The sequence below is a fragment of the Pandoraea sp. E26 genome (assembly GCF_000681415.1).
GTDB classification, from domain to species: Bacteria; Pseudomonadota; Gammaproteobacteria; order Burkholderiales; family Burkholderiaceae; genus Pandoraea; species Pandoraea pnomenusa.
The window spans coordinates 1-25,855 of record NZ_AYXJ01000032.1 but is presented as its reverse complement, the minus strand read 5'-3'; the positions used below and the strand labels follow the sequence as shown (position 1 = coordinate 25,855).

The following is a 25,855-nucleotide window of genomic DNA, read 5'->3' as shown; positions in this document are numbered from 1 at the left end:
GGAGACGAACCACGCATGGCATCGATCCATACCCAGATCAACGCGGCCACCATGACCAGCCTCGAGGCCGAACAGTTGCATCAGTTGATCTGCCGGCACGCGATCGATCCTGCCAGGACGACCGTGGGCGTGACGCGCGACGGCAAGCTCATTTTGCTCATTGGATGGAGCGCATACCGGCACCCTCGCCTCTGGCGACGCGCGCGCGACATGGCGCTCGCCTCGCTCGCGCTGGCGAGTCTGCCCGCACGCGGCGTGGCGCAAACGCGTCCGGGCCTTCGCGCCATGCGGCTCGACCAGCCGTTTGTCATCGTCTGGCTGGTGCGCAACGCGTCGGCTTGCGTCAAGCAACGCGTGCTGCAAAGCATCCGGCGACAGCTCGACTGGCGTGGCAATCCGGAAGTCTGCGCGATCGACATTCTCGAGCACAGCCGCGCGCACGACGCGCTGTCCGAACTCAAACTGCGCATGGGTTCGGCACAGAACGTCGTGGGGCATTACAAGCTGCTCACCGAGCGCGACTCTCCCTACCGCGATCATTACCACCGTGAGTTGCCAGGCAGCCGTGAGCGCAGGCTCTGGGTCGCACGGCAAACCGCGTTGCGCGCGCACGACGGCACGTGCCTGCCTGCGAGCGTCGTGCGCGTCGGCGATCGCCCGCTCGCTGTGGTGTGCCAGACACCACAGCCCGGCGCGATCGAAGCTTATCTGGGCATGTTGATGACGCTACGCCCGCCGGTCGTGGTGCATGTCACACCGCAATGCGAGCCGCACGGCGCGGAGCGTCACGACGGGCCGATTCGCGTACAACGGCGGCACGTCACGACGAGCACGGCGGCGGAATTCGTCACCGACTTCAGCGCCTATTCGACCACGCTGCGCTCATGCGAGCGCGACGTCACGTTTTCCGTTCTGCACGCGCCGTATCGTCACACGCCGGATGTCCCGTCCGACCGGCTGTATGTCACGCAGACGCTTCAGTTCGTCGAGAACGCCCTGCGGCACATGCCGATGCCCGACGACACGGCGGCGCGTGGCGCACCTGCCGGCACCGCCGGATGTCCCGTCGTGGTGTTCGACGATACCGACGGCATCGCAGGCGTGCTCGTTGCCGCGCTCGCGCTGTCTCGCGGCTCGCCCGAGGGCCTGAGTGTGGAGGAGGTCGTCACCGATATCCGGTTGACCGGCTCGCCGCAACTCATCGGCACGACCCATCAGCTCGACGTCATCGGTGCGTTCGCCGATGATCTGCGCGTGCCGCTGCTGATGCACCGCTAGCCGCGTGCGAAGTCCCGCGCGGCGGCCCGTCGGCGCGGCCGCGTCAGCGCACGCCGGCCCTCCCGAATTTCGCCACCCCACATTACGCGATGCCATCGTTTGAAGGAGATTGACCATGTTGCCACCCGCGAACGACACCCCCGGCGGCAGCCGTCGGGCATCGACCGCGTCCCGCGCGCGCGGCGGCGCGGCCCGCGGCACGCCTGATCGCCACATCGACGCGGCGTCCGCGGCCGCGCTCAAGCTGCCGCGCGAGTCGCAGGCGATGTCATACGCAAAGCGCACCCTCGCCCTGCGACGCGAGCCCCCGAAAGCCAGCGATGTCGAGCGGTATCTGCGGCGCTGGTTCATCGCACCGCCTTCGGTACTGATCGCGCTTGCCTCCGATGAGGAATTGCGGGCGCGCAACGCGATATACCCGCCCTTGCGTACGACGAGCGCGCGCTTCGGCGACATCGCCTATGCGAGCTACGTGGTGGCGCAGGGGGCGTGCGGACACGACGGCACCCATCTGCGCACATGTGTCGTATCGATCACCCAGGGCAACGAGGTCGTGACGTTTCCGGCGCTCCAGGCGTGGACCCATGACGGCGAACCCATCGTTCGCGCCGACGCGCTCTCGCATCTGCACTATGCGACGGAGCGCATCAAGGCCACCACGCCGGCGCAGCACATGCGACGCCACAGCCTGTTTCATGCCGAAACGCGCGATCTCGTCACGCACGATCCGGTGCTTCAATCGGGTCACCGTGCCGCGCGGCTCGGCATGTGGCTGGCTGCCGCCGCATTGCTCGAGCGTGGCAACGCGTCGGTCGATGCGGTACTGCGCGACATCCGTATCGGCGCGCAGTCGTTCGATCCGACCTTTCGCCAGTACCAGGAGCTCGCGCGCCTTGCCCGCTCTCGCCATCGTCGCAACATCGCGTTGCCGTGCGAAATGCCCGCCGGCCCGTCACACAGCCGCGCAGCCATCGAGCCGAGCGCTCAGGCGATCGCCCCCTCATCTCTGTCCAGGACGCTTCCCGATGCACGATCTTCACCCCTTTCACAACGTTGTCAGTGAGCTGCTTCGGCATATCGGCTTCGCGGCGTTCGAGCCGGCGCCGGATCAGGAGGTCGTGAGCCTGGACGTCGAAGACGGCATGTCGGTGCACTTCGGTGCGATCGACCAGGCGTCATGGTTCATGCTCGCCGAGTTCAACGACGCGATCACCTCCGATTCCCTGCTCGTCGCGTTGCAGGCCAACCACCTGCGCGCCGACGCCATTCAGCCCGTGTTCTCCCTGAATGACGACGGCGTGCTGAACTGCTGGGTCAAGTTGCCGCTCTTCGGTCATGACAGATCGACCCTGGCCAACGCGTTCGGTGAATTGCTCGACGTCGCCCAGGCCATGCCCAAAGCCGCCTGACCCCGCTCCCCTATCGCGCGCCACCGCCATGCCCAACGCCATCTCAGGACGCCTCACCCCGCCTCGCGACCTTGCGAAACTGCCGCCGCACACCCGTATCGGACATGCCAAGCGTGGCGTGTGCGTCTCATACGGCGGCATGGACTTTCGTCTGCCTGCGCAGCAGAACACACGGACCGACAAATTCGTGTCGCGCGACAAGCGCGGGCCGAAGCACCGACGCTGGGGTGCCTTCGCCGCCCGGGTGCGCGCCATCTTCGCCGGACTGACGGTCCTGCGATGGGTCGTCATCCCGCATCGCCCGACGCGCGTGTCGGCACCCGGCGCACCAGGTGCGGCACGTGAAGATCCTCCTTTCGAGCCCATGAGGGTCGTGCCATCGTTGACGGTCCGGGCGGCAGTGCGTCCGAGCGTGCCCGCGCGCGGCGAGACCGCCTCGCCGAGCCGAAACACCGCACCGTCGAGGCGACCGGCGGGCGGTTCGACGCCGAACGTGCAGGGACAGCGAGCGACTGCCGCCAACGGCGACAGCCTCTCCATGCGACGTGGCGCGCCAGGCGTCGGCGTGCCCCCGGTGCGGGCGGTGTCGCTTGGCATTCCCCCGGCACCCGACCTGCGACCGCCACCGGCACCGATACCACCAAAACGTTGAGCGAGGGCTGGCCGGACGGGCGCCCCCCATCAATGCGCCAATGACGCTGCGTCGGGGCGTCATTGGCACGTAAGTAGCGCGCCATTTGACGCCGGCATGGCTTGGCGCCGACCACGCCGGCTGGAAGTCACGCGACACGCGCTCGCTCACATGGCCCGAAGCCTGTCAGGCCATGCCGCCGGCGCGTTGCTGCGAGAACGGCGCGCGCTGCGGTCGCACTGGCGGCGGGCTCGACTCGCGTTGGGGCAGGCGTTTCCGATCGGTCGACAGACTCCAGTGGCTCGAGGTTTTCTCGGCATATCCCCCTTTGACGTAGGCCAGCATGAAGTCGGCCAATGCCCGGTTGGCCTCGGCGCGATGCGACGGCGTCGGCGTTTCGGCGTGGCGGCGCGCCGCCTCGGTCAGCGTATCGAGCAAAGCCCGGGTGGCGGGCACTTCGCGCACGATGCGCTGCAGATCGTCCTCGAGCGGCGTGCCCGGACGACGCTCGGCGATGTTGGCGAACGTGTCGTCGAACTCCTTCCTGTGGTTCTCGGCGAATCCGCTCCACCATTCCGGACCGCCGAAATCGGGCTTGGCCAGTCGCATGCGCGCCAGCGGCGCGAGCAGATCCAGGCAACCGCTGCCGATGGTGAGCATGTCCGCGGAATGGGTCACCTGCGTCATACCGACCGTGCCAGAGATTGGCGTCGACGGCACGCTCAACTGGCCACCGAGCGTCGTCTGAACCCCCCGGGTCGAGTACATCAGCGCAATGCCGCTTTCCTTCAACTTGAAGCGCAGCGTGCTCACCACGCCCGCCTCGTACGAGACATCCCCCGCCCGCAGGGCGTTCTCGATATCGGCCAGTCCCCACGTGCCGCCCGCCCTGACGCCGGCCGCATTGAGCGACTCCATGACCGAGCCCAGCGCGTTGACCGCGCCAGATATCGTCACGTTGAGAAAGTTGCCGCAGTAGTTGGCGTCTTCATCCTCGGTGACCTTCTCGAACGTCACCGTGGCGTTGGCACCGACGGGAAGTCCGACCCCCATCCGCACCCCGGCGTCGAGCTCGGCCTGCCACTTGTTCTGACGACAACTGAGCTGGTGAACCGCCAGTGCCTTCGGCCGGAGAATGCGCTGGTTTTCCGTGAAGACGTCCATCAACAGCGACTCCGTGTCGGGCGGCAGGTCACCGTCGAGCTTGAGCAGCGCGAACTGCTCGAGCAGGTGCTGGGCGCCAGCCTCCATCGCCTTGCGCCCCCCGCCGTCGATGCCGGCCATCGCACCGAGCGTGAATCGCTCGCTCGAAGTTTCGATGTGCGCATGGGCGGCCTGGATCAGCGACGCCGCGTCGTGCACGAGGCGGGTCTTCGACAACAGCCGACGCGCCTCGTGCGGCTTGGACTCCGCGAGCGACAGAATGTCCATCTCGGCGTGCTTGAGCGTGATGTACTTGCGCGCGGCCACCTTCACGTTGGCCGACACGCCGATCTCGGCCGAGGCGCCCCCGCTCACCTCGCCGATGAGCGTGTCATGTCGCTCGATGGGGCCGCGCTGCACGTCGCGCCCGACGATGTCGAAACTCTTGCCGCAGAGATTGCGCATGTGCTTGTCGAGAAAGTGACGACTGATATCGGCACGTTCCACGTCGCGCTCGTAGGTTGACGAGAGTGAGAAGAGATCGCGGATCTTGGCGATCAGAGTCAGGGGCCCCTGCCGCAGCCATGTCTTTGTCTTGTGGCTCGCGCTTGCCACATAGTCCGACAGTGACGCGTAGGTCTCGGAGCGCGACGCCGTACCCGAGAGCTTGAGCTCCGCCTTCATGAAGCCCAGCAGTTGCGTGTCACCGGCGAGCGAAATCCTGTGGCCCGACGTGTCCACCAGCCATTCGGTCGGCGTGAACGAGAGCCCCGTGTCGTAGCCATAGCCTGCCTTGACGCCCACGCCGGGTATCACATTCACCCCCGATGCGAGCGACGCGCTCATCGACTCGGAGGAACCGGGCTTCATTGATGCCAACCGGTCATGAAGCGCCTGATCCAGCTTGCGCTTGATCGATTCGTGCGCACTTGCCCTGAATTGCCACTTCAATCCACGGCTCACGTACATCGCACTCTCATAGACGCGGGGAAACCGCGGGGCGGCGTCGGCGTGACGGGTCAGCGCCCGCTGCATCGTGCCAAACAGATCGCAGGCGCGCCGGAGCTCCTTCGCGTCCATTTCGGCGCGCTCGGATGCCTTCATGAATGCCTCGACGCGCGACTTCAGATCGTCGTGCTTCCTCCCGCTGTCGTCGAGCCCCAACGTCTTGCGGCATTGCACGTATACGTTCCAGAGCGAGGACATGGCCGCCCGCGCTTCCGCACGCGAAACGGGGGGCGGGGGCGCGGGTCGCGTCAGGCGAACGGCGGGTATCTCGTCGCTGCCGTTGGCCGCATGCAGCAACCGGGGGTCACTCCCGACCCGCGCATCGCCTTCGTTATGTGAAATGACGACCGGCGACGCGTTGCCAGACGCGCATGCCGTCTGGATGCCGATACGCGAAGGGATCGGTACAGTAGTCATGGGACGAACTCTCCTCAGAATGTTCTGACGCCTGCGCGTGCCATCGGCACGATGCACGCATGCGGGCGTCACAGTGAAATCACGTTGCGCAGGAACATTTCCACGCAGGCGACGATCGCCGCGCGCGTGGCGCCCACGCCACTCCCGTGAATGAGATGCATGCAGCGCGCGCCCATGACGGTCGGCCCGTACAACCAGAAATCGCATTCGGGTGTGCGTTCGCCGAAGCGCACCTCGGGCAACGGCGCGCCCTTCGACGGCGCAACCAGCAGCATGAGATCGCCTCGCGAGTATTCGAGTAACCAGAACGAGTCGGCGTCGTGCGAGGCGCGCGCCTGCAGGAAATCCCCGACGGTGTCGGGCAGCGAAGCAAGCAGCAAGGCGACAATGTCGGTGCTCATACCGGCACCAGTTCGCGTTTGATCTGATCCGAGACGACGACGAAATCGCGCACCGCCGATAGACATCCGTCGAGGCTTTCCCATGGTGTCACATAGCGATGCAGCACCAGGGCCGGTCCGCTCACACCGAAAGCCATCCGCCGACGAAACAGCGTGGGGTTCATGCCGAGCGCCAGCGCGGCGGCGTCATCGTCGGCATCCGGCATGCGGCGCTCGATGTGGGTGCCGTCGACGTGCCGGATAACGTAGACATCGTGGTCAAGCGCTTCGAAAAAAATCGCGTCCCGGCGCAGCGTCACGTCGACTTCCCAACGCTCGCGCATCGCATCGCACAAGGAGGCCATCGAGAGGTGGCCGTGCAAGGCCGGTGGCGCATCGATCGGCACACGCACCGGGTGTGCCGCGATATGCCTGCGAAGGTCGGTCGACGATATCGACCTGCCGAACCCAGTGGGGACATCCATGATTTCTGATAGGTAGTCGGAATTCGGGAACGCGACTTGCTTTCGAGCATCATCCCGGTGTTGTTGTGACAATGCATTTCATCTTTCGCCCATGTAGAACAGTTCCATGGGTACCGTCTACCCTCCTTTCCAGGGATTTAGCCTATTTTTCGGGGCGTCCACCCACGCGAGCGATCGTTCGTCGCATAGTCTCCTCGCTTTGAGGAACATGATTTCCCTGGCCCCCCCTGCGCCGATGCACCCGAATTCGCACAAGTCACTCGTCCTTTGCGCGACACCGGTCATGCCGCGATCCGCCGCAGGCGCGCGGAGCGGGGCAAGGGTTGACCGGCAGGAGAGACGGCAAGTGAATCAGATCAGCTCACCGCACATCGGCAAGGTCTACCTGTTCGATGATTTCTCGCTAGACGCCAACGGCATTCTCAAACAGGCCGACCGTCAGATCAGCCTGCCACCGAAGGAAGTGGCGGTGCTGCGAACCCTGCTCGAAGCCTCGGGAGAGATCGTCACCAAGGACAAGCTGCTCAGTCTCGTGTGGCCGCACCAGGATGTCAGCGAGGAGTCGCTGACACGCTGCATCTACGCGATCCGGCGCGTGCTGCGCGAGAAGAAATCGGACCGCATCGTGGAGACGGTCTACGGCACCGGGTACCGGATTCGCCGATCGGTGGCCATTGTGTCTGCCGCGACCCGCGCGGCCGCGCTTTGCACCCTGGCCATCATGCCGTTTCGCCTGCCGACCATGGCGCAAACCCTCATGCTGCACGACCGGCTCGTGACGCGCCTGTTCGAATACACCGCCTATGGGCTGCGCGTGCTGCCCGCGTCAATCACCCGCACCGTGCTCGAATGTCACGACATCGCCGAGTTCGTCGAGCGCTTCACACCGGATTTTTATGTGACAGGGCATGCCATCGGCAGCGATCGGCTGCGCATCGAACTGGTGCGCTCCGACGGCCATGAGCTGAAGTTCAGCGAAGACTTTGCCCTGACCGACTTCGGTGCCATGACCGGTGCAAACGGTACGAACGGTACAAGCGGTGCACGTGGCGCAGAGAACGCAGCGGGGACGAGCGCCACCTTACCGATCGAGATTCGCATCACCGACATTGTCACGAAGCATCTGCCCGGTCTGGGCGCGTCGGTGCATCTCTCGCACTCGTTCGACACTTTCGATTGCGCCACCACTTTTCTGCACGCGCGCTTCAAACTCCAGCAGCACACGCCGTCGAGCCTGCGCCAGTCGTTGCAGCTGTTTCACCAATGCGTGGGGGAAGGCGCCTCGCGCACAGCACCATATTGCGGTCAGGCCGAGTGTTACCTCGCCCTCGCGCATCTCGGTCTGTTCGATCAGAAGGCTGCACTGCACGGCGCCCGTGCGGCAGTGGAGGCCGCGCTGGCCCTCGCACCGCGCGATCCGCATGCGATCAGTCTGCTGGCCATTCTGCACAGCATGAAGTTCGAATCGAGCGTGGCAAACATTCTGTTCGATCGCGCGCTGTGGTCGGCGCCCTCCAATCCCTACGTGCGCTATCACCACGCCTGGCACTGCATTCTCAAGGGCGAAGCCAAGGCCGCGGAAATGGCGCTCGACATCGCGCTCGAACACGACCCCAGTCTCATCGCCGCCACGATCCTGAAAACGTGGGCGCTGTTTTTCGACCGGCGCACCGACGACGCCATCGCGTTCGCGAGGGAACACCTGCAACGCCTCGGGCAGCATCACCCGGTGCTGATCAGCGCCATGGCAACCATGCTGTCGCACCAGTGCCGTCACAGCGAGGCCGAGTCGCTCGTGCAAGCCGTTCGCGAAACCGGTGACGATACGGGCCTGCTGCGCGTCAATCGCCATTACGTTGAACTGGCGCGCGGCGGCAACGGCGCCCGACGCGCCGCCGAGCAACTGCTCGCGGAAATCGATCCAAGACAGGTGCGCGCCGGACTGTTGCCCCTTATTCTGCGCACCCAGGGTTTGCCCACTGCCCGCGAGGCGTGGCGTCGCATGCATTCGGACTGGTATCCGTGGCAGCGCCTCTACCGCCACGATCCGCGGCTCGAGTCACTGTTCTCGATCTGACAACGCAAAAAGGCCCTGCCGGTGACGACAGGGCCTGGCAACGGTGGCGTCGACGCTGTGTTATTGCAGCGTGTGCGCCGAATTTGCCGAATGCGCAGAAAGCGGCTTCGGTTTTGGAAAGAGCCCGATGCCGGCGAGCATGGTGGCGACGAGCGGATTCCGGCAGATCTGCGCCACCGCGAGCGAATCGCGCTGAAACAACTGCGACGCGAAGGTGCGCAGCGCGTCTCGCTGAGGGTGGGCGACGAGCAGCGTCATCATGTGGCCCAACGCATCGCCCAGATGCTTCGCTTCGCCGCGCGCGAACCGGTCGAGAATTTCGCGCTGGCGCATCGCGTCGCGCGGCAGCACGGCGTCGCGCATGGCGATGCACTGCCGCCGCAGCGCGATGTCCGAAAGCGGCGACGGATCGAACGCATCGCGCACCACCATCATCAACGCCACGCCGAGCGACTGCGCGTCGCCGGTGCGAAGCAACCGCGAGAAGTAGGCCTGCGACGGCAGATTGCGCAGCGGCCCTGCCCGGAAGCCCGCCTCCGGATCCACGGACAACGGCAGATGCAACGCGCCACGACCGCGCACGGAATGGCTGAGGATACCTATCTGGTGCATTACCGGAGGAACCCCTTTGCGACTTCCAACGTCGAGGCGATGGTGGAACTGAGCACCTTCACCAGGTTGTCGTACGTCGAGTTCGCAGTGGTGTAGCGCTGCATCAGTTGCTGCATCATTGTTTTCACCTGATTCTCCTGCGACGTGAATCCCGAGCGCCAGATATCGAGCTCGAACGGGTTCATCTTCTTCTCGTCGCCGTCCTTGGGAATGCTGTCGAGCATTCGATCGATCGGCGACGTATCGATGACGACCACCCACTTCCCACTTCCCTCGGGCTGTTCCTGCACGCTCGACTCGGGCAAGCCGAAGTCGCGCGCCCACTTCTCGGCATCCTCCTTGGTGCCGCCTTCAATGTCGTTGCTGTCCTTGTCCTGCTTCGGATACAACACCGAGTTCTTGTTCGGCGGTTTGAATTCGGCCAGGATGTCATTGAGCGCCTTTCGCAGTTCACCGATGTTGAGCGTCACTTCCTTGCCGTCCGAACTGGTGCTGATCCAGCCCGACAGCTTCGAGATCAGATCGCTGAGTGCCTTGTTGAACGCCAGATACTTGGCGACGGCTTCGGAATAGACATCCAGATAGCCGTCCTTGATATCGCCGATCAAATCGGCGATATCCTCCCAGAGCTTCGAGTCGCTGTAGGGGTCTTTCTCGTCCTCCGGCGGCGTGTTGTTCACCCTCGGCATCAGCGGCGGCTCGGCATCGGGCTTCGGTCTGTCGGACGGGGGCGGCGCCACCGGCGGCAGATTCGTCACACCGGGGGGCCTGTCCGTCGTGACGGGAGGCAGGTTGCGAAGGCCAGGTCCGGGTAGCGCATCCAGAAGGGCGTTGCGAACATCCGGCGCAATGGGCTCGTCGACCGCCGACAGTCCTCGCAGGCGTGCTTCAAGATCCAGCGCGGCCACCCGCACGTCGTCGCGCAAATCGTCGAGCTCGCCGGGATTGTCACGCTTGCCCAGTGCGTCGTTCATCGCCTCCAGTTGCGCGAGTAACCGCGCCGCGCTTCTTGCGAGCCCCTCGGACAGTGCTTTGGCGTCGTCCGGGGTATCCCTCGCCGTATCGTCAAACGGAGGACCGTCCTCGCCGGGGCCGTCCACCCCGGCCTCCTGGAGTCGATTGAGCGGCTGCAGCCGCAGGTCGTTGGGTAACGGGAGCGGCGGAAGACGCCCGTCGGAAATTGAGTTCATAGTGCATTCCCTTGTGGTCTGACGCGTTCGATGTCACCGGCGCACTGGAGGCCTCAGGCGCGGATATTGCCGGCAATGTTTGACATGGCCCCGGACCTCGACTGCGCGACACTGTCGATCGCCCTGAGCATCTCGGCAAGCAACGCGTTATCACGGTTCGCCACGTCCTGCATGCTGTCGGCGGAATTCTTGTTCACGGTCGATGCTCCGTCGTTGAGCTTCTGCTCCTGCATCGCCAGGCGTTCGGCAAAGGTGCCGCCGGCTGTCGCGATATCGCCCACCGGCCGGGAAAGCATCGTCAGCGCGGTGCCCTTGGCCTGCGCGACTTTCGCGATGTTGTCCATCTCGTCGGCGAGCGAATTCGTTGGCGCGGGTGTGACATCGGGCGCCGGCGCGAGATCGGGCGCAGGCGCGGGGGCATCGGGTCGGCCGGGCGGTGGCTGCGTCGTTGATGGCGTATCGACCGACGGCTGCACCCCAGCCGTTCCCGGAGGCATCGTTTGCGGCGGCGCACCGTCCGGTGCCGTGGCGCGCGCTTTCATCGCATTGCGCTCCCCCGACAGTCCCTGCATGCTCTTGAACGCGCCGGCGCCGGCCATGCCCAGTTGCAGCGACGCACCCGTGATGTTGCCCACCATATTGGACAAGCCCTGCTGCCGGATCGACTCGGCCGACGCCAGCACCGCCTGCGCGTTCATCCGGCTCATCGTGTTGCGCAGCTGGATCGAGTTGTCGAACGTCTTCTGATACAAGGCGAAGATTTCCGCCAGCAGGACGGCCGCGTTCGACACGATGCCGCCAATGTGATCAGAGCCACCGCCTTCCCCGCTGTCACTGCTGTCACCGGTTGGCCCGTCGCCGGCGCCCGGTGCGTCGGCCGTGTCCGAATCGTTGAGTTGGTTCAGCAGATCGATCGCGCCGTCCCGATCCGCGTCCGGTGGCGGCAGCTTCAACGACGGGCGGCGCGGGTCGTCCGTCTGACCTTCGGGCCGAAATACGTCGAGTTTCAGCGGTCCGGGCGAAGGGTTCCCGGGCGACAGCACCGGATCGACCCAGTTTGGCGCGTAGGGGCGCCCCGTATCCACAATGTTCATGATGTCCTCCTCGGATTCATGCACGCACGTGATTGAGTGCGAAGCGCTGCGCTTCGTACTTGGCCTTCGCCGCGTCCGACATCTGGGAGACCAGGCGGCTGATGACGCCCTCGGTGCCCGCAAACCGGTCGGCCGCCTGTTTGACGGATTCCTTGACGTTCTCCAGCACCTCCTGAGACACCGAAAGGTCCGCGCGAATATCGGCAGCTTCCTTGTCGAGAATACCGATCGCGGTCTGACCACCGGTCTGTGTCGCGCCCAATCCCAGCTCACCGACTTTGAGAATGCTCTCCAGCATGTTGGCGAACACCCTCGCGTTGCCTTCCTTCAGCCCGATCTTCGTGGCGAGCGCCGCGAACTGGTTCGTGACCATCGAGGCGCCCGACTTCAGCGCCTCGCGGGCCAGATCCGGCACGATCTTCTTGAGCAGGTCGCCCGCGAGATCGCCCAGCATCCTGCCGAGCCTGGCAGCGGCCGTGCCGCCGCCAACGACAACAGCCACGGCAATCAGCGCCACGACCACGACCGCCGCGACGACTGCCCCCACGACACCGCCGATCATGTCGGCGGTGTCCTTGGGCACGCCCGCCTTCTCCAGCAGTCCCGAAATGCCATCGCCGATAAGCGACGCCAGCGGCTGCACGATGTGCGTCATGACTGGCTTGAGGGCCTCGCTGACAACGGAGAAACCGGTCGCGGCGCCGATCACGGAATCGGCCAGCAGCGCCACGCCGACGACCGTCATGGCCATGCTCGCCCCCCCGGTGAAGACCGCGCCCAGCACCCCCACCACCGCCAGGACCGCACCCACGACCTTGCCGATCACGCCGAACAGCTTGCCGAGAAAGCCGGCTTTCTCGACCTTCTTCCTGTATTCCTCGTTCTGACGTTGCATGTCGTTCTCGCGCGTCTTGCGCAGTGCGTCGAAGAACTTCATGTCCTCCTCGATGCCCTTGACCGCGCTGTCACCCAGGAGCTTGGCGAACAGGCCCATGAGGCGGAACAACTCGTCCAGATCGTCGAGATATTGCTTGTCCTTGTCGCCCGGTTGGCGGACGCCGTCGTTGCTCAACGTCTCGAACGCGTCGTCGCTGCGCTTCATCGCGTCCTTCGCCGCGTCGTAAGCACCGTCGACGGCCGTCCTGGCGCTCTGATAGCGACTTGTGGCCCCCTCCAGTTCCGACTTCGCGGCGTCGTACTCCGCAAGCGCCGCATCGTGTTCGGGCGTACCGGGGGTAAGCCCGTCGAGCCGCGCCTTGGCCTGCGACAGACGCGACCTGGCACGCTCGAGCGCATCCTGCGCCTGCGCCAACGCGTCCATGGCCGCCTTGAGCGCTTCCAGCGCCTTCTGGGCTTCGGCCAGGGCTTCCTTGAAGGCTTCGCCGCGCGCATCGGCCAGCGCCTGCTGCGCGGCGGACTGCGCCTCCCATTGCGCGAGCCGGTTCTGCAACTCGGACAGCGACGACGACCCCATGATTTCGCGCATTCGACCGAGCAATAGCGTCAGGTTGGCGCGCGTCGAGTTTGGCGGTGGCTCAAGTTCCGGGGTGTCGGCGTTCAGTGACGGGTTCCGGTCGTTCGCGTCCGTGCGCGCGATACCCTCCAACGCGAGTCTGCGCAGGGATGCGGGGCGGTCCGATGCGCCGGGGTCCGGTTTGTCGGACCGGAGGGTCTCGTCCAGCGCCTTGTCAAGCGTCGGCAAGATCGGCGGCAGGCCCGGAGCAAGAGTGATCGTCACGCCGCCTCCTTGTCATTGGACACGCTGGTCACGCCTGGCGCCGGCGCAAGTTCGCGCATCGTTGGATCCTCCGTCGCCGGCCGCGCGGCATGCGCCGCCTCCAATGCGTTCAGGTACGCCCTCGCCTTCGTACGCAGGTCGGCGTCACAGCTGCTCTCGCACACGAGCGCGAAACAGTCGCTGGCGAGCGTCATGTTGCGCATCATCATCTGGCACTGCCCGGCGTAGAAGACCGGCCGGTAATCGTTCTTGCCGACGGCGAATGCCATGGCGTAAAGATCGATCGCCTTCTGATACTCCTCTTTGAGCTGGCACACGGCCGCCAGACCCACGATGTACTCCGGATTGTAGAAATCGTAGATGCAAAGGAAGCGGAAGAACGCTTCCGCCTGTGCCAATTGGCCATTGCTGTAGAAATCGTAGGCGTGTGCGTACAGGCCATCCATGGTTTCGTTCGGAATGCCATGAATATCCTTCAGGCTCGCACCTGCCAACACAGCCTCCCAGATCGCGCCCGTCATGCGACTGTCTTCCGTTTCCAACTGCGTTGCCGCGTGTGTCATCGTTCTACCTCCTTCCGATACCCGATTTCGGGTCAGTCTTCGGCCTGCCAGCCTGTTGGCAGACACCAATGAGCGATGGGAATTGCCGAAGCGACGTCGGCCGCCGCCCGTGGGCGAGACCCTTTCGCCGTGGCGCGCGACCAGGTGCGCAGGCGGCGCATCGGGCATGCACGACAGACAACGCACCCACGACTCGACGCCGCTGTCGCGCACCGCCCGATAGCGGGCGTCGGCCAGCGCCGCCGCACCGCGCGCCTCCTCGATGGCCGAATAGCGCTGCCGGTCGGCTCGGGCATATTGCGGATCGCCTGGCGACAGAATGTCGAGCACCGTTTGCACCTCGGCCAGCGTCGTGTCGGTCTGAATGGCGCGCAACTGGCTTCGTGCGAATGCCTCACGCGCTTGCGCATATCGCTCCAACGCACAGCGGGCGGCGTCGCGCAATGCAACACGTTCGGCCCGGCGCCGGATCGTCGTCGCATCGGCCCGAGCCACGCTACGGGGAAACAGGTCGCGCTCCGAAGGCAGGTCCACGCGGCAGGCGCTCCCATCGCGCGCGGCGTGCACCATCAAGGAAAAGGCCTGTCGGGCCAGCGCTCGCAGACATTCCGACGGCGTTGACGCCGAGACTGACTCAATGGTGTCCGCAGGCATGCAGGTATCACGCATGCGGATGAATTGACGCCTTTCCTGCCGTACCATCGGTCCTCCCGGGATTACGTAAAAGTGGGTCACTGCTTTGCCGCGTATCGCAATTGCCGGCATCCCGATGACTTCATTAAAGCAATCCGCCATCTGCACGACTTCCAAAAAGCGTTCTATCGCGGCGGGTCAATTTCTTTCGGTTCTGCGACTTCGTCATGCGATTCCAAGGGGCGGCCCGGACCCTGCCACTCGACTTCACGGGCGCGGTCCACATCGCGCTGTCCGTCGACGCACACGTCGTGCGCCAGCGGCACTCCAAGCGAGGTTTCCGTCGGCGCCGCGCTCTCCCACGCCTCCTGCATGCCGGCCCGCTCCACGTCTTCGAGCCAGAGCAGCAGTCGCATGATCGCGTCGACTTCCTCGATCGATACGAACGTGTATCGACGATGCGTCTGGTGCAAACGGCGTGCAAGCGCCACGTCCTGCACCACGGGAACACCCTGCGACTCGGCGTAGCGCCGTACCGCAAGCGCGCGCTGGTTCGTCTCCATCACCGAGATGAACGGCAGCGAAATCACATCGGGACGGAAGTAGATGCCCACGGCGATGTGCGTGGGGTTGGCGACGATGAGACGCGAGTCGCGAACGTCGGAACGCACGGCCTCCGACAGCATTTCGGTATGCAGCGCACGCCGACGCTGCTTGATCTCGGGATTGCCGTCGGAATCCTTGCGCTCGCGCTTGACCTCATGCAGCTCCATGCGTTGATCGCGCATGAAAAGCCAGTACTCGACCATCGCGTCGAGCACCGCGATCGGAGCCACGCATATCAGCGAAATCCAGACAAGCTTCGCGGACAACGCGACCCATGCCGCCCCCACGCCTGCCACGCTCATGTGCGACTGCGCGAACAGCAGACCCTTGGCGTCCCACCAGAGCGCCGTCGCAATGCCGGCGAAGCTCAGGAGGTAAAGCACGGCCTTGACGGCGTCCTTCAGGGTTCGCGCGCTGAAGATGCGCCTGGCACCCTGGATGGGATTGACGGCTCCGAAATTGAGCTTGAGCGCCTGTGTCGCCCAAATGAAGCCGGTCTGCAGCAGCGTGGGGAGCACGGCGGCGGCGGTGCACACGACCAGCACGGGCAGGATCATCTGGAGTCCATGGCGAAACAACGCCACTGCGTAGCCCTGAGGGTCCGCAAACCGGCCGTCGGCGAGGACCTGGCGGTACTCCTGCATCAACCAGAGCAACGGGTCTGTCGATAGCGTGAAGAGCAGGCCGACGAAGACGAGGATCACCATCGTCAGTTCCTTGCTCTTGAACGACTGCCCTTTGCGCGCGGCTTCCTGCAAACGTTTCGGCGTTGGCTTCTCGGTTTTTTCGCCCATGCTAGCGCTCCATGCCGGTCGTCAGCGCCGGCGAAGCCGGCGACAGCCATCGCACCACGTCGTCGGGGCGCATGACGCGGGCGACAAGTGCCTCGGGCAGGGTTGCCGAGAAGTAAATGAGCAGGATGGTGAAGGCGATCACGCTCTTGATCGTCAGCGACAGGGCGAAGGCGTTGACCTGCGGCGCAAAGCGCGAGAGCAGTCCGAGTACCATCTCCGAGAGAAACAGCGCCGCGACCACGGGCGCCGAGATCGCGATGGCATGCCCGACGAGTCCGTCGAGCAGTTCGTACACGCGAGTGGCGGACAACACGCAGCCGCCGAACGGCTCGCACACGCGATAGCTGCGCGCGAGCACCTCGAGCAGCCAGGACATCCCGCCCAGGTGCAAATAGATCACCGCACCGAACCATTGGCAGAATCCGGCGAATTCCGACGTATCGACGCCATTGGCCGGATCGATCACGCTGCTGAGCGTGGCCCCGCGCTGATTGTCGATGTATGCGCCCAGCGCGTGAAACACCCAGAAGGGAAACGCGAGCGCCACCGCGAGCAACAGGCCGACACTCGCCTCGCGAACCAATAGCGCCCAGACGGGCCCGTTCAACGCGAGAGGGGCACCATAGGGATACGGCCATACGCCCACGGCCATCCACATCGACACCGCAATGCGCACCACCCCCGAGAGTACGTTGGCATTCAGGATCGGCAGCAGGAATATCGTGGGCGCCACGCGCGCGTAAGCAATGGCGGCGGCCAGTATGCCGTCATGGTGTGCAAGGACCAGGCTGGCACCCATCTCAGGACTTCCCCGCCACGGCCAGTCGCATGACCGTGATGCCGAAGTTCACCAACGTCTCGCCATACCAGTCGGCCAGCACGAACAGACTTACCGAGACGGCGAGCAACTTGAGTCCGAACGGCAAGGTCTGCTCCTGCACCTGTGTCACCGTTTGCAGCAGACCGACGATCAGGCCGACGAGCGTGGCGACCGCCACGGGTGCCACCGAGAGGATCAGCACGAGGTACAGCGCGCGATTGCCAGCGAACACTAGGTTATCCATCTGCGGCGCTCCTCATGGCAGGTACTGGCGAACCAGCCCCTGCGAAAGCAGCGACCAGCCATCCATCGCCACGAAGAGAATGAGCTTGATGGGAACCGATATGGTGACCGGGCTCATCATCATCATGCCCAGCGAGAGCAGCACGCTCGACACCACGAGATCGACCACCACGAAAGGCAAATAGAGATAGAAGCCGATGGTGAACGCGTTCTTGATTTCCGTGAGTGCGTAGGCGGGCAGCAGGGCGAAGATCGACGGCGACGCAGCACCGGCGCCGATATCACCCGCGTCTCGCCCCACCTCCTCGCGCGCGAAGAATTGCGTGAGTTGCGGGTCGGCATACTTCACCAGATAGTCGCGGTATGGGGACAGCCCATCGTCGAGGAAGCGGCGCACCGAGTTCGGGTCGCCGAAGTTCACGGGGTTGGCCTGATAGGCATCCATCACGGCGGAGGCCACCGGCAGCATCACGAACAGCGAAATGAGCAGGGCAACGCCGTTGAGCGTCATGTTGCTCGGCACCTGTTGCAGGCCGAGCGCGTTGCGCACCATCACGAAGACGATCGAGAACTTGACGAAGCAGGTGCCCGACGCCACGAGAAACGGCAGCAGCGTGAACAGGCTCAGTATGCCGATGGACGGCACATCACTCCACATGCGCGTTCCCCGCGAACCATTGATCAATCTCCACGCCGAGCCGCCCGTCGAGCTGCACGAGCTCGCCCCTGGCCAGCAGCGTGTCGTTCACGCGCACCTCCACGCGCTGCTCCGCCCCGGGGGACAATGCGAGCATGTGCGTGTGGCCGACCTGTTGCAGTTCGGCGAACGTCATGCGCTCGCGTTGCAACACGAACACCAGTTCGACCGGCAAGTGTTCGAGCGTCGGTGCCGGCACCGGTAGATGCGCGTCGAAGCCCTCCGGGTCGTCGCCCGCGCCCGGCGCGGCCTGCTCGTCGAATTCCAGCATCACCCTTCCCTCCTCGTATAGATAACTGCCGATGGTCAGCCCACGGCAACTGACTCGCCGCCGCGTGTGGCGGATGAGCAGCACGTCACCCCGTCCGGTCGAGCGCAACATCCCGGCGGTAGTCCGGCTGCGCCCGATCTCCATGTCCAGAAAAACGCTCGCTTCACCCGCGTCGAACCGCCGCGTCGTCTCGACGGCCGGCACACGTGCCAGCCACACCGGACACTCCGCAGCGCGTACCTTGAGCAGTCGGCCCTCGGGCAAGGCAACGCCGTCGATCGGCGATGCGACGTCGAGCATGTCGTAGCGCAGCTCCGGCATCGGCAGATGCAACGGCCTGGAACTCACCGCAAACAGACGTGCCGCCAGTCGCTCCGAGTCGGCACTGCAGGCCAGCGACGCCAGTTCATGCGACACACCTTCGAGCCACATGCCGGGTTCGACCCAGCCCTGCCACGTATGCGAGGTGTCCTGCACCTGAATCCAGGTGCCCATGCGGGGCAGATGTTCCAGCGTGGCCGCCCACCCCCGCGCGCGCCAGGCATCGGCGGCTGCCGTCAGGCGCGCCGCGGCTTCGTCGACACGGCGCAGCCTCAGCATGGGCCGCCCTCATCACCTTCACCACCTTCACTCCCTTCACCGCCCTCGCCCCCCGATTGCGGATCGGCGCCGACGGGTTCGATGGCGTGCACCGCGACCCCGCTCCCGGCGACACAAGCACCCGCATCCGACGCCGCCGACCACATCGCCGATAAACGGCGCTGCACGGTGGGGTCCGACGCCCCAAGCACGAACCCCGGCTGCCCATCGATCTCGGCGGCCCTGATCTGCACGAAATGTCCGTCGCCCCATTGCTGGAACGCATAGCGCATGCCTGGAGCGGGCACGGCGCCGGTGCGAGACGATGCCTCGTGCCGAACGTTGGATCCCGTGCGCATGAAAGGACTTCGCATCGGGGCCGCGGCACGCGGCGGCATCCCTTGCCAGGGCACCCCGGGAGCCGGAAGCGGGCCGACGGCGGCCACGCCAGCAGGGCCGGGCTCGCCCTTGCGACGCTCGCCGACGTCGTGCCCGCCACGGCCGGACATCGACGCAGCCCCGTCATGGCCTGCGATCGCTGCCGTGGTCGCTGTCCCACCGACCGTCGCGTGATGTCGTTCGCTCGCTCCCGCGTCCCGAATCGCGATCGTCTGCAGGCGTGTCGATTCGCGGGCGTCCGGTGCATCCGCGCCACCGTCGTTGCGCCGTACGGCGGCGGCGGCGTCCGGCGAGGTCTGCGCCGATGTTTTCTCCCGGATGCGGTCTGAGGCATCGCCCGGCGCATCGGTGCGCTCCGCTCGTTGCGTGCGCTCGGGGAGCGGCGCTGCCTCCCCGGCGTCGCGCTGCCCCGCCAAGTGAGCGCGCTCGGCGACGTCGGCAGCGAGTGCCGCGCGCCGCGCATCGACATTGAGCGACAGCTGCGGCTCGTACGTCGCGAGCCACGGCAGCCACGTCGGAACACCCCCCGGCTGCGGGTCCGGCTTGCGTTTGCCGGCCTCGCGTTTGCGCAGCGCGTCCTCGAATCGATCGGCCACGGAGCGGTCTCTTTCCGCCCCCTCGACGGATTCCGCCGCCGACGCCGTTCCCGCTGCCCCGACAGGGCCCTTCAGTCCCGAGCTTTCCATGATTGGCGATCCTCCAGTTCTCCGGCTTCGATCCATTCGGCGCGCTTGCGCGCGTCTCGACGCATCGATTCCGCCATGCGTGAATACTTCGTTTCCTTGCGCCACCATCGGCGCCACTCCACCTCCGCGATTTCGCGATCCGTGGCCAGTTGCTCGCGCGACTCCTCGAGCGTGGTCAGCCTCACTTCCAGCTCACGCACCTGCGCCCGCAGCAGCGCCACGGCGCGCATCTCGCCGCGAAGCTCGGCCAGCTCGGCATCGACATGCGCGAGCCGCGACGATTCGATCAGCGCCGCCAGGGCGTCGCGCTGCGCGGCAAGCTGGTCGTACCTGGCAGACAGCGTGGCGCTGCGCGCGGCAATGTCCTGCAGTTCCCGCTCCTGCAATCGCTTCATCTGCAAAGCGCCGCGCCCCATGCGTCGCGCGTCAGCCCACGATTTCATGCAGCCGCTCCAGGGTGTCGTCGATCGGTGTCCACTGTCCGTTGCCCTGCCGAAGAAAGGCTTCGATTTGTGGCTTTGCGTCCATCGCCCGATCGTCCTGCGCGTTTGCGCCCGGGCGGTATTCGCCCAGGTCGACGAGCGTTTGCAGGGATTCAAGACGGGCCAGGCATGTGCGCATTGCCCCCGCGAGCCTCAGATGCTCGGGCGACGCCACGCGCGTGGCCACACGGCTCACGCTGCGCAGCACGTCGATGGCCGGATAGTGGTTGCGATTGGCCAGTTGCGCGCTCAGATGGATATGTCCGTCGAGAATCGAGCGAATCTCCTCGGCCATCGGATCGGTCGTCTCATCGTCTTCGACCAGTACGGTATAGAAGGCCGTGATACTGCCGCACGCCGCGGCGCCCGCACGCTCCAGCAACTGCGGCAGACTCGAATAGACCGATGCCGGCACACCGGCGCGCATGGGCATTTCTCCCGTCGCCAGCGCGAGGTCGCGACAGGCGCGCACGTAGCGCGTTAGCGAGTCGACGAACAAGGCAACACGGTGCCCCTGATCGCGAAAGAATTCGGCCACTGTCGTGGCCAGCAGCGCCGCGTTTCGACGCGCGACCGCCGGTGCGTCGGACGTGGCGAAAATCACCACGCAACGCCGGGCGCCCGGCGAGGCCCGCAATGCGTCAACGATCTCCACCACTTCGCGGCCGCGCTCGCCGATCAGCGCGACCACCGTCGTGTCGACATCCACCCCCGCCATCAATGCATTCATGAACGATGTCTTGCCGCAGCCCGCCGGCGCGAAGATGCCCACGCGCTGGCCAACGCCGCAAGGCAGCAACGCGTCGATGGCGCGCAGGCCCGTGTGCAGCGCGACGTCCACCCCCACCCGCGCTTCGTAGGACAGCGCCGGGGCCAGCAGCGCGCGCTCGACGCCCCCCCCGCGCGGCGCTTCGCCCCCGCGACGGTTGCTTCGTTCAGCAGGGTCGGCGCCGTCGATCCGGTCGACGATGCGCCCGCCGGCATCGAGCACGGCGCCACGCCAGGACTCATGCGGGCGGCAAGTGGCCTGGCGTCCGGTCGGCACCAGTGCGGAGTCGCACGACAGCCCCTGCGTGGCCGCGAACAGGCTGAGGATGGCCCGATCGTCGTGCACGGCGATGACCTGCGCCTGCCCGACTACCTGCGCCTCGCGCCACGTGCGGCGAATTTCGCAGATCTCACCGATACTCACGCCCGGCAGACGGGCTTCCGCCGTGTGCCCGGCGATGCGCGACACAAGCGCCAGGCGCTTGACGAGCGCTGCGGCACGTTTCCCAGGGGCGTTCATGGAGGCATTCGATCTCACGTTCGTACGCTCATATCGTGCTGATGACGTTCACCGAAACACCGTCGACCAGTTCGCCGAACGACAGCACTTCCATATCCCGGAAGCGGGTCTCGGCCAGCTTCTTGACGAAGCGCCGCACATCAACGGAGGCGAGCAGCACAACCTCCTTGTGCGCGCGGCCGGATGCATCGAGTGCGAGCGCAACACGATCGAGCAGCGCTTCCGCGTCCTTCGGATCCATGTTGACGAATGCGCCGCCCGCAGTCTGGCGAATCGAACGGCGTACGCTCTCCTCGACGTCCGCCGAGAGCATCACCACGCGCAGTTCCCCGTTGCGCAGAAACTTGTTGCAGATGTAGCGCCCCAGCGCGCCGCGCACGTGCTCGACGAGATTGAGCACGTCCTTTTCCCGTGGCGCCCACATCGCAAGCACCTCCATCACGAGCTTCATGTTGCGCACCGAGATACGCTCCATCACCAGGCGCTGCAGAATTTCCGACACCCGTTGCAATGCCACGTGGCGCAGTACTTCCTTGACCAGATCGGGGTAGTGGCCCTCGACCAGATCGAGCAGTTTCTTCGTTTCCTGAATGCCGAAGAACTCGTTGACGTGGCGCGTGAACAGCACAGCCAGGCATTGGTAGAGTTCGTCGGCCGGCGTATGCACGACGTGGTGCATGGCCCGCAGCATCTCTCCCTGTTCGGGGGTCACCCAGGCGCAGCGTCCGCGCTCCGCGCCGGAGAAAAGCGGGTCGAGATCCAGGGCGGCGATTTCGCCGGTGAAGGCATCGACGCGCACCCGATCGTAGAACACGACGAACTCGTCGGCGCGCACCTCGTTGATGTAGACCGACGCGCGTGTGGCATCGAGTGCGGTCGATCCCTGCAACAGAATCTCGGGCAGGTGCACGCCGAAGTCGTTGAAGAACTGACTGCGAACACGCTGCGGGAACGCCGCGCTTTCGAAGGCGCTCAGTTGCGCCTCGGGCAGCACCACCGCCAGCGGCGCCGTCGAGGGCGCCAGACTGTCTAGATCGTCGATGGACATGAGCGCACTATGCGCTTTGGTCCCCGGCACCGCGCCCCGGCCCGGTTCCGCTCGTCCCCCGGTCGCTCCGGACGTGTCGGCCGCCCTGGCGCGCTTGCCCCTGGCGAGCGCCTCCGGCTTCGCGAAATAGCACGCCAGCGCGAGCAGGCCGGCGAGCAGCGCGAACGTCGTCAGAGGAAACCCCGGCAGGGTGCCGATGACCAGCGTCAGAAGCGCGGTCGCACCGAGCACGAAGCGGTTGCCCATCAGCTGACTGATGATGGTGCGGCCCATGTTGTTGGCCTCGCCGTTCACGCGCGTGACGACGAAGCCCGCCGCCACCGAGATCAGCAGCGCGGGGATTTGCGCCACCAGTCCGTCGCCGATGGTCAGCGACGTGTAGGTGGCCAGCGCACCGCTCAGTTCCATGCCGCGTTGCGTCATGCCAACGATGATGCCGCCGACCAGGTTGACGAAGATGATGACGATGCCCGCGATCGCGTCGCCCTTGACGAACTTCATCGCACCATCGAACGAACCGTAAAGCTGACTCTCTCGCTCGAGCACGCTGCGGCGCTCGCGCGCGCCATCGTTGTCGAGCGTGCCGGCCTTCACGTCGGCGTCGATGCTCATCTGCTTTCCCGGCATGCCGTCGAGCGAAAAGCGAGCCGCCACTTCGGCCACGCGCTCCGAGCCCTTCGCGATCACGATGAATTGCACGATCGTGACGATCGCGAACACAACGAACCCCACGGCCAGGCTGTCGCCAATCACGAACTGGCCGAACGAGTCGATGATCTTGCCTGCATCGGCGTCGATGAGGATCAGCCGCGTGGTGCTGATCGACAGCGCCAGACGAAACAGCGTGGTGATGAGCAGCATCGACGGAAAAGACGAGAAGTTGAGTATCTTCTCGATGTGAAACGCGCCGAGGAACAGCAGGACCGAAAGTGCGATGTTAATCCCGATGAGAAAGTCGACCAGATAGGTCGGCAGCGGAATCACGAGCATCGCGATCACACATGACATCAGAATCAGGATGACAATCTCGGGACGCCCGCGAAGGTCATTGAGCAATGCCGCCGGCATCTCATACGCTCCGGCGATGACGCGATACCGGATCGAGCGCACCGTCGCTGCGCTCGCCACGGTAGGCGGATCCCGCCAGCAGGCGCAGGCCGTCGAGCAGCGCTTCGCGCGCCTGCTGCGTTTGCAACGGCTCGCCCGGCAACGCGCTGCACGCGCGGTGGAGCAGGCCGATCAGGCGGCCATGCGCGCCGTTGTCGTGCAACAGCGCAGCACTGCCGGTCACTTCCCGCATGGATTCGTCGAGCGTCGCCGGGTCGGTCAGCACCGCGAGCACGAAATGCAGCCAGTCTTCCTCGCGTGAGTTGAACGGTGCGGCATGGGGACTCTGGCTGACCTGCGCGACGAACGTGCGCTCGCAGGAACGCAGACGCCGCAGGATACCCAGACGCGCGAGCGGCGTCAGAAACCCGGTCGGCGTGCAGCTCGGGTCGGCCGACTGCATGTCGTCGACAAGCGCACCCTCCACGAACTGGAGAACCAGCGCCCGACGCTCGTAGCCGAAACCTGCGATCCAGCTTTGGTAGACCTCGATATCGGGCGCGTCGCTGCTCAGAAAGCTGCGATAGGTCGCGCGCAACATGGCCGGGGTGTATTCGAGGCGCATCTCAACGCTCGTCAACCGCGCCTTGATGGCGCAGTGAATCCCCGCTTTGCGCTCGCGAACGGCATCGGCCGGAACATCCTGCGCCTGAGCGAGCACCGTGTCGAGCGCCGCCTGCCGATGCGCATCGAGCGTGTCGCGTTCGGTCACAAGCACCTGAAGCGCGAGCCAGCGGTCGCTGATGTCGGCAAACGCGTCGTACAGCAGACGGGTCAATGCCTCGGGCGACACCCACGTCGTCGCGAGAATCGCGCGAATCTTCTGCGGGGCGTCCTCGTCGAGCAGGTACGCATAGCTGTCGTCGACCGACTGACCCTCGCGGCGCCGCAGCGAGGAACGCACTCCGAACTGCGCCCCGGCAGCAGTGCCCTCATCCGCCGAGCAGGCCGCGCGAACGATGTCCGAAACAGGCCCGCCCGTGAGCAGGCGCAAAGGCCCGTCGTCATCTTCGACCGCTTTGGCCGCAGAGAACCTGCCGCCCTGCGGTTTGGCCGGCGCTTCGGAAAACGATGGCGAGTGCCGAATGGCATCAAGACTTGTCACGGTCGACTCCCGTGTCGTGAGTGGAGGGTTCGTCGCGCGCCACGGGCGGCACGACGGGGGAAGCCGGCACGGCGTTCGACGGCGGCTGCGGCGGCAGGAGTCCGGTCGCCTCGCGCACGTCCCGTCCAACGCCGCTCAAGGCACCGGGCAACGCCGTCATGGTGTCGGCCACAATGTCGCTCGCGTCGCGCTCCATGGGGCCGGCAATCTCGCGCGGCTGGATCAGGAACACGCGCACATCGTTGTTCCGCGCCTGGCTCGTGTAGCGAAACGCGCGCCCGAGCAACGGAATGTCGCCGAGCAGCGGCACCTTCTTCTCGACCGTGTCGCCGCTGTCGCGCGTGTACCCGCCGATAAGCAGACTCTTGCCCTGCGGCACGCGTGCGATGGTGCTGATGCGCGTGCGCGACACGGTCGGTAGCACGGTGTACTTGCTCTCGCCGTCGCCCTCGCGCTTCGGGGTGCTGGTGCCGTCTTCGATATTGAGCGTCATCTCGATCTCGCCCTGACCGGCAAAACGCGGCCACACGCTGATCATGGTGCCGTACGTCACGCTGCGCAGGTCCGTGGTGCGCTCACCTTCGAGTGGCACGTAAAAGGTCTGGCTGCCATCGAACACGGCCGGAATGTTCTCCTGCGTGAGGATTACCGGACGCGACACGACCGTCGCCTGCCCGTTCGACGCCATCGCCTGGATTCTGGCGAGAAAACGCATGCCGTCGAGCGTACTGAGCGGCGTCGTGGCATTGAGCACGAGCCCCAGGCGCGAGCCGATGTTCACGCCACCGGACCAGTCGACACCCAGCGAATCGAGCGCCTCCTTGCGCACGTCGATGATCCAGAGCGAGAGTTCGATATGCCGGCGCGGCCGGTCGAGCCGCGAGACCAATCGCTCGACACGCTCGACCTGCTCCGCAGTGCCGCGCACGAGCAGGCTGTTGCCCGCCGGATACGCCTTCACGATCAGTGAGCCCGCGGGTGGCGCGCGGCGCTCGGCGGGGGTATCGACCGTGCCGACCGGCGAGCCGTCGGCATTCGGCGATAGCGGAAGTTGTGGCGGCAATGGGGGAGG

Annotated in this window: 23 protein-coding genes; 4 read left to right on the top strand and 19 right to left on the bottom strand. The window is 65.5% G+C overall.

Annotated features, from left to right (window positions below):
- Window positions 1–15 precede the first annotated feature (15 nt).
- The 3 genes from W930_RS0120210 (at window position 16) to W930_RS30495 (ending at window position 2,687) form a co-directional block, all read left to right on the top strand.
- Window positions 16–1,278: a hypothetical protein gene (locus W930_RS0120210; RefSeq protein WP_028731260.1), complete on the top strand. Its 1,263-nt coding sequence runs from the start codon at window positions 16–18 to the stop codon at window positions 1,276–1,278.
- A gap of 115 nt (window positions 1,279–1,393) precedes the next feature.
- The gene (locus W930_RS30500; protein ID WP_023872781.1) at window positions 1,394–2,341 is read left to right on the top strand and encodes a hypothetical protein; all 948 of its coding nucleotides are present in this window, start codon (window positions 1,394–1,396) and stop codon (window positions 2,339–2,341) included.
- Complete coding sequence (locus W930_RS30495) at window positions 2,304–2,687, top strand: CesT family type III secretion system chaperone (protein ID WP_023598112.1); 384 nt, start codon at window positions 2,304–2,306, stop codon at window positions 2,685–2,687. Before W930_RS30500 ends, W930_RS30495 begins: the two co-directional genes overlap by 38 nt.
- A gap of 817 nt (window positions 2,688–3,504) precedes the next feature.
- Here W930_RS30495 and W930_RS0120190 read toward each other — a convergent pair.
- The 3 genes from W930_RS0120190 to W930_RS0120180 form a co-directional block, all read right to left on the bottom strand.
- The gene (locus tag W930_RS0120190) at window positions 3,505–5,886 is read right to left on the bottom strand and encodes a hypothetical protein (protein ID WP_145929411.1); all 2,382 of its coding nucleotides are present in this window, start codon (window positions 5,884–5,886) and stop codon (window positions 3,505–3,507) included.
- A gap of 68 nt (window positions 5,887–5,954) precedes the next feature.
- Window positions 5,955–6,287 carry a hypothetical protein gene (locus tag W930_RS0120185; RefSeq protein ID WP_023598115.1) on the bottom strand — a complete coding sequence of 111 codons (333 nt, stop codon included), beginning with the start codon at window positions 6,285–6,287 and terminating at the stop codon, window positions 5,955–5,957.
- On the bottom strand, window positions 6,284–6,823 hold the full coding sequence (locus tag W930_RS0120180) for a hypothetical protein (protein WP_141570591.1): 540 nt from the start codon (window positions 6,821–6,823) through the stop codon (window positions 6,284–6,286). The genes W930_RS0120185 and W930_RS0120180 overlap by 4 nt, the downstream gene beginning before the upstream one ends.
- A 274-nt stretch (window positions 6,824–7,097) precedes the next feature.
- Between W930_RS0120180 and W930_RS0120175 the strand changes: the two genes are divergently transcribed.
- Window positions 7,098–8,828, top strand: a complete 1,731-nt coding sequence (locus W930_RS0120175; protein WP_023872777.1) for a winged helix-turn-helix domain-containing protein — start codon at window positions 7,098–7,100, stop codon at window positions 8,826–8,828.
- 60 nt (window positions 8,829–8,888) lie between these two features.
- Here W930_RS0120175 and W930_RS0120170 read toward each other — a convergent pair whose 3' ends face one another.
- The 16 genes from W930_RS0120170 to sctC all read right to left on the bottom strand — a co-directional run.
- Window positions 8,889–9,440 (bottom strand): hypothetical protein, encoded by a 552-nt coding sequence (locus W930_RS0120170; protein ID WP_023598118.1) that lies wholly within the window; start codon window positions 9,438–9,440, stop codon window positions 8,889–8,891.
- Window positions 9,440–10,630 carry an IpaD/SipD/SspD family type III secretion system needle tip protein gene (locus W930_RS0120165; protein ID WP_023598119.1) on the bottom strand — a complete coding sequence of 397 codons (1,191 nt, stop codon included), beginning with the start codon at window positions 10,628–10,630 and terminating at the stop codon, window positions 9,440–9,442. The genes W930_RS0120170 and W930_RS0120165 overlap by 1 nt, the downstream gene beginning before the upstream one ends.
- Before the next feature lie 53 nt (window positions 10,631–10,683).
- The gene (locus W930_RS0120160; protein ID WP_036656230.1) at window positions 10,684–11,724 is read right to left on the bottom strand and encodes an IpaC/SipC family type III secretion system effector; all 1,041 of its coding nucleotides are present in this window, start codon (window positions 11,722–11,724) and stop codon (window positions 10,684–10,686) included.
- Window positions 11,725–11,740: 16 nt separating this feature from the next.
- The gene (gene sctE, locus W930_RS0120155; RefSeq protein ID WP_023872774.1) at window positions 11,741–13,462 is read right to left on the bottom strand and encodes a type III secretion system translocon subunit SctE; all 1,722 of its coding nucleotides are present in this window, start codon (window positions 13,460–13,462) and stop codon (window positions 11,741–11,743) included.
- The gene (gene sicA / locus W930_RS31085) at window positions 13,459–14,559 is read right to left on the bottom strand and encodes a type III secretion system translocator chaperone SicA (RefSeq protein WP_269465661.1); all 1,101 of its coding nucleotides are present in this window, start codon (window positions 14,557–14,559) and stop codon (window positions 13,459–13,461) included. The genes sctE and sicA overlap by 4 nt, the downstream gene beginning before the upstream one ends.
- Before the next feature lie 284 nt (window positions 14,560–14,843).
- Window positions 14,844–16,058, bottom strand: coding sequence for an EscU/YscU/HrcU family type III secretion system export apparatus switch protein (locus W930_RS28255; protein WP_023872771.1), 1,215 nt, complete (start codon window positions 16,056–16,058; stop codon window positions 14,844–14,846).
- A gap of 1 nt (window position 16,059) precedes the next feature.
- A complete protein-coding gene (sctT, locus tag W930_RS0120140; protein ID WP_023872770.1) occupies window positions 16,060–16,857 on the bottom strand; it encodes a type III secretion system export apparatus subunit SctT in 798 nt (265 codons plus the stop codon).
- 1 nt (window position 16,858) lies between these two features.
- Window positions 16,859–17,122, bottom strand: coding sequence for an EscS/YscS/HrcS family type III secretion system export apparatus protein (locus tag W930_RS0120135; protein WP_023598125.1), 264 nt, complete (start codon window positions 17,120–17,122; stop codon window positions 16,859–16,861).
- A gap of 12 nt (window positions 17,123–17,134) precedes the next feature.
- On the bottom strand, window positions 17,135–17,779 hold the full coding sequence (locus tag W930_RS0120130; RefSeq protein WP_023598126.1) for an EscR/YscR/HrcR family type III secretion system export apparatus protein: 645 nt from the start codon (window positions 17,777–17,779) through the stop codon (window positions 17,135–17,137).
- Window positions 17,769–18,689 carry a YscQ/HrcQ family type III secretion apparatus protein gene (locus tag W930_RS0120125; RefSeq protein WP_023598127.1) on the bottom strand — a complete coding sequence of 307 codons (921 nt, stop codon included), beginning with the start codon at window positions 18,687–18,689 and terminating at the stop codon, window positions 17,769–17,771. The genes W930_RS0120130 and W930_RS0120125 overlap by 11 nt, the downstream gene beginning before the upstream one ends.
- The gene (locus tag W930_RS0120120) at window positions 18,683–19,663 is read right to left on the bottom strand and encodes a hypothetical protein (RefSeq protein WP_023598128.1); all 981 of its coding nucleotides are present in this window, start codon (window positions 19,661–19,663) and stop codon (window positions 18,683–18,685) included. The genes W930_RS0120125 and W930_RS0120120 overlap by 7 nt, the downstream gene beginning before the upstream one ends.
- A 71-nt stretch (window positions 19,664–19,734) precedes the next feature.
- Entirely contained in the window at window positions 19,735–20,196 is a 462-nt protein-coding gene (locus W930_RS0120115; protein WP_080685078.1) for a hypothetical protein, read from the bottom strand.
- Window positions 20,180–21,523 carry a FliI/YscN family ATPase gene (locus W930_RS0120110; protein WP_023872768.1) on the bottom strand — a complete coding sequence of 448 codons (1,344 nt, stop codon included), beginning with the start codon at window positions 21,521–21,523 and terminating at the stop codon, window positions 20,180–20,182. Before W930_RS0120110 ends, W930_RS0120115 begins: the two co-directional genes overlap by 17 nt.
- A 28-nt stretch (window positions 21,524–21,551) precedes the next feature.
- Window positions 21,552–23,699 (bottom strand): EscV/YscV/HrcV family type III secretion system export apparatus protein, encoded by a 2,148-nt coding sequence (locus W930_RS0120105; RefSeq protein WP_272945132.1) that lies wholly within the window; start codon window positions 23,697–23,699, stop codon window positions 21,552–21,554.
- Window positions 23,641–24,783, bottom strand: a complete 1,143-nt coding sequence (gene sctW / locus W930_RS0120100; RefSeq protein ID WP_023872766.1) for a type III secretion system gatekeeper subunit SctW — start codon at window positions 24,781–24,783, stop codon at window positions 23,641–23,643. Before sctW ends, W930_RS0120105 begins: the two co-directional genes overlap by 59 nt.
- A partial coding sequence (gene sctC, locus W930_RS28250) for a type III secretion system outer membrane ring subunit SctC (RefSeq protein ID WP_152552665.1) occupies window positions 24,770–25,855 on the bottom strand: 1,086 nt, incomplete at its 5' end. The genes sctW and sctC, both read right to left, overlap by 14 nt.

Bases quoted from the DNA above. Each gene is read 5' to 3' on its own strand.
- W930_RS0120165 (WP_023598119.1), bottom strand. From the start codon at position 10,630: ATGAACTCAATTTCCGACGGGCGTCTTCCGCCGCTCCCGTTACCCAAC.
- W930_RS30495 (WP_023598112.1), top strand. From the start codon at position 2,304: ATGCACGATCTTCACCCCTTTCACAACGTTGTCAGTGAGCTGCTTCGG.
- W930_RS0120115 (WP_080685078.1), bottom strand. From the start codon at position 20,196: ATGAAATCGTGGGCTGACGCGCGACGCATGGGGCGCGGCGCTTTGCAG.
- W930_RS0120130 (WP_023598126.1), bottom strand. From the start codon at position 17,779: ATGTGGAGTGATGTGCCGTCCATCGGCATACTGAGCCTGTTCACGCTG.
- W930_RS28255 (WP_023872771.1), bottom strand. From the start codon at position 16,058: ATGGGCGAAAAAACCGAGAAGCCAACGCCGAAACGTTTGCAGGAAGCC.
- W930_RS30500 (WP_023872781.1), top strand. From the start codon at position 1,394: ATGTTGCCACCCGCGAACGACACCCCCGGCGGCAGCCGTCGGGCATCG.
- W930_RS0120125 (WP_023598127.1), bottom strand. From the start codon at position 18,689: ATGCTGAGGCTGCGCCGTGTCGACGAAGCCGCGGCGCGCCTGACGGCA.
- W930_RS0120170 (WP_023598118.1), bottom strand. From the start codon at position 9,440: ATGCACCAGATAGGTATCCTCAGCCATTCCGTGCGCGGTCGTGGCGCG.
- W930_RS0120110 (WP_023872768.1), bottom strand. From the start codon at position 21,523: ATGAACGCCCCTGGGAAACGTGCCGCAGCGCTCGTCAAGCGCCTGGCG.
- W930_RS0120210 (WP_028731260.1), top strand. From the start codon at position 16: ATGGCATCGATCCATACCCAGATCAACGCGGCCACCATGACCAGCCTC.
- sctT (WP_023872770.1), bottom strand. From the start codon at position 16,857: ATGGGTGCCAGCCTGGTCCTTGCACACCATGACGGCATACTGGCCGCC.
- W930_RS0120190 (WP_145929411.1), bottom strand. From the start codon at position 5,886: ATGACTACTGTACCGATCCCTTCGCGTATCGGCATCCAGACGGCATGC.
- W930_RS0120185 (WP_023598115.1), bottom strand. From the start codon at position 6,287: ATGAGCACCGACATTGTCGCCTTGCTGCTTGCTTCGCTGCCCGACACC.
- W930_RS0120160 (WP_036656230.1), bottom strand. From the start codon at position 11,724: ATGAACATTGTGGATACGGGGCGCCCCTACGCGCCAAACTGGGTCGAT.
- W930_RS0120135 (WP_023598125.1), bottom strand. From the start codon at position 17,122: ATGGATAACCTAGTGTTCGCTGGCAATCGCGCGCTGTACCTCGTGCTG.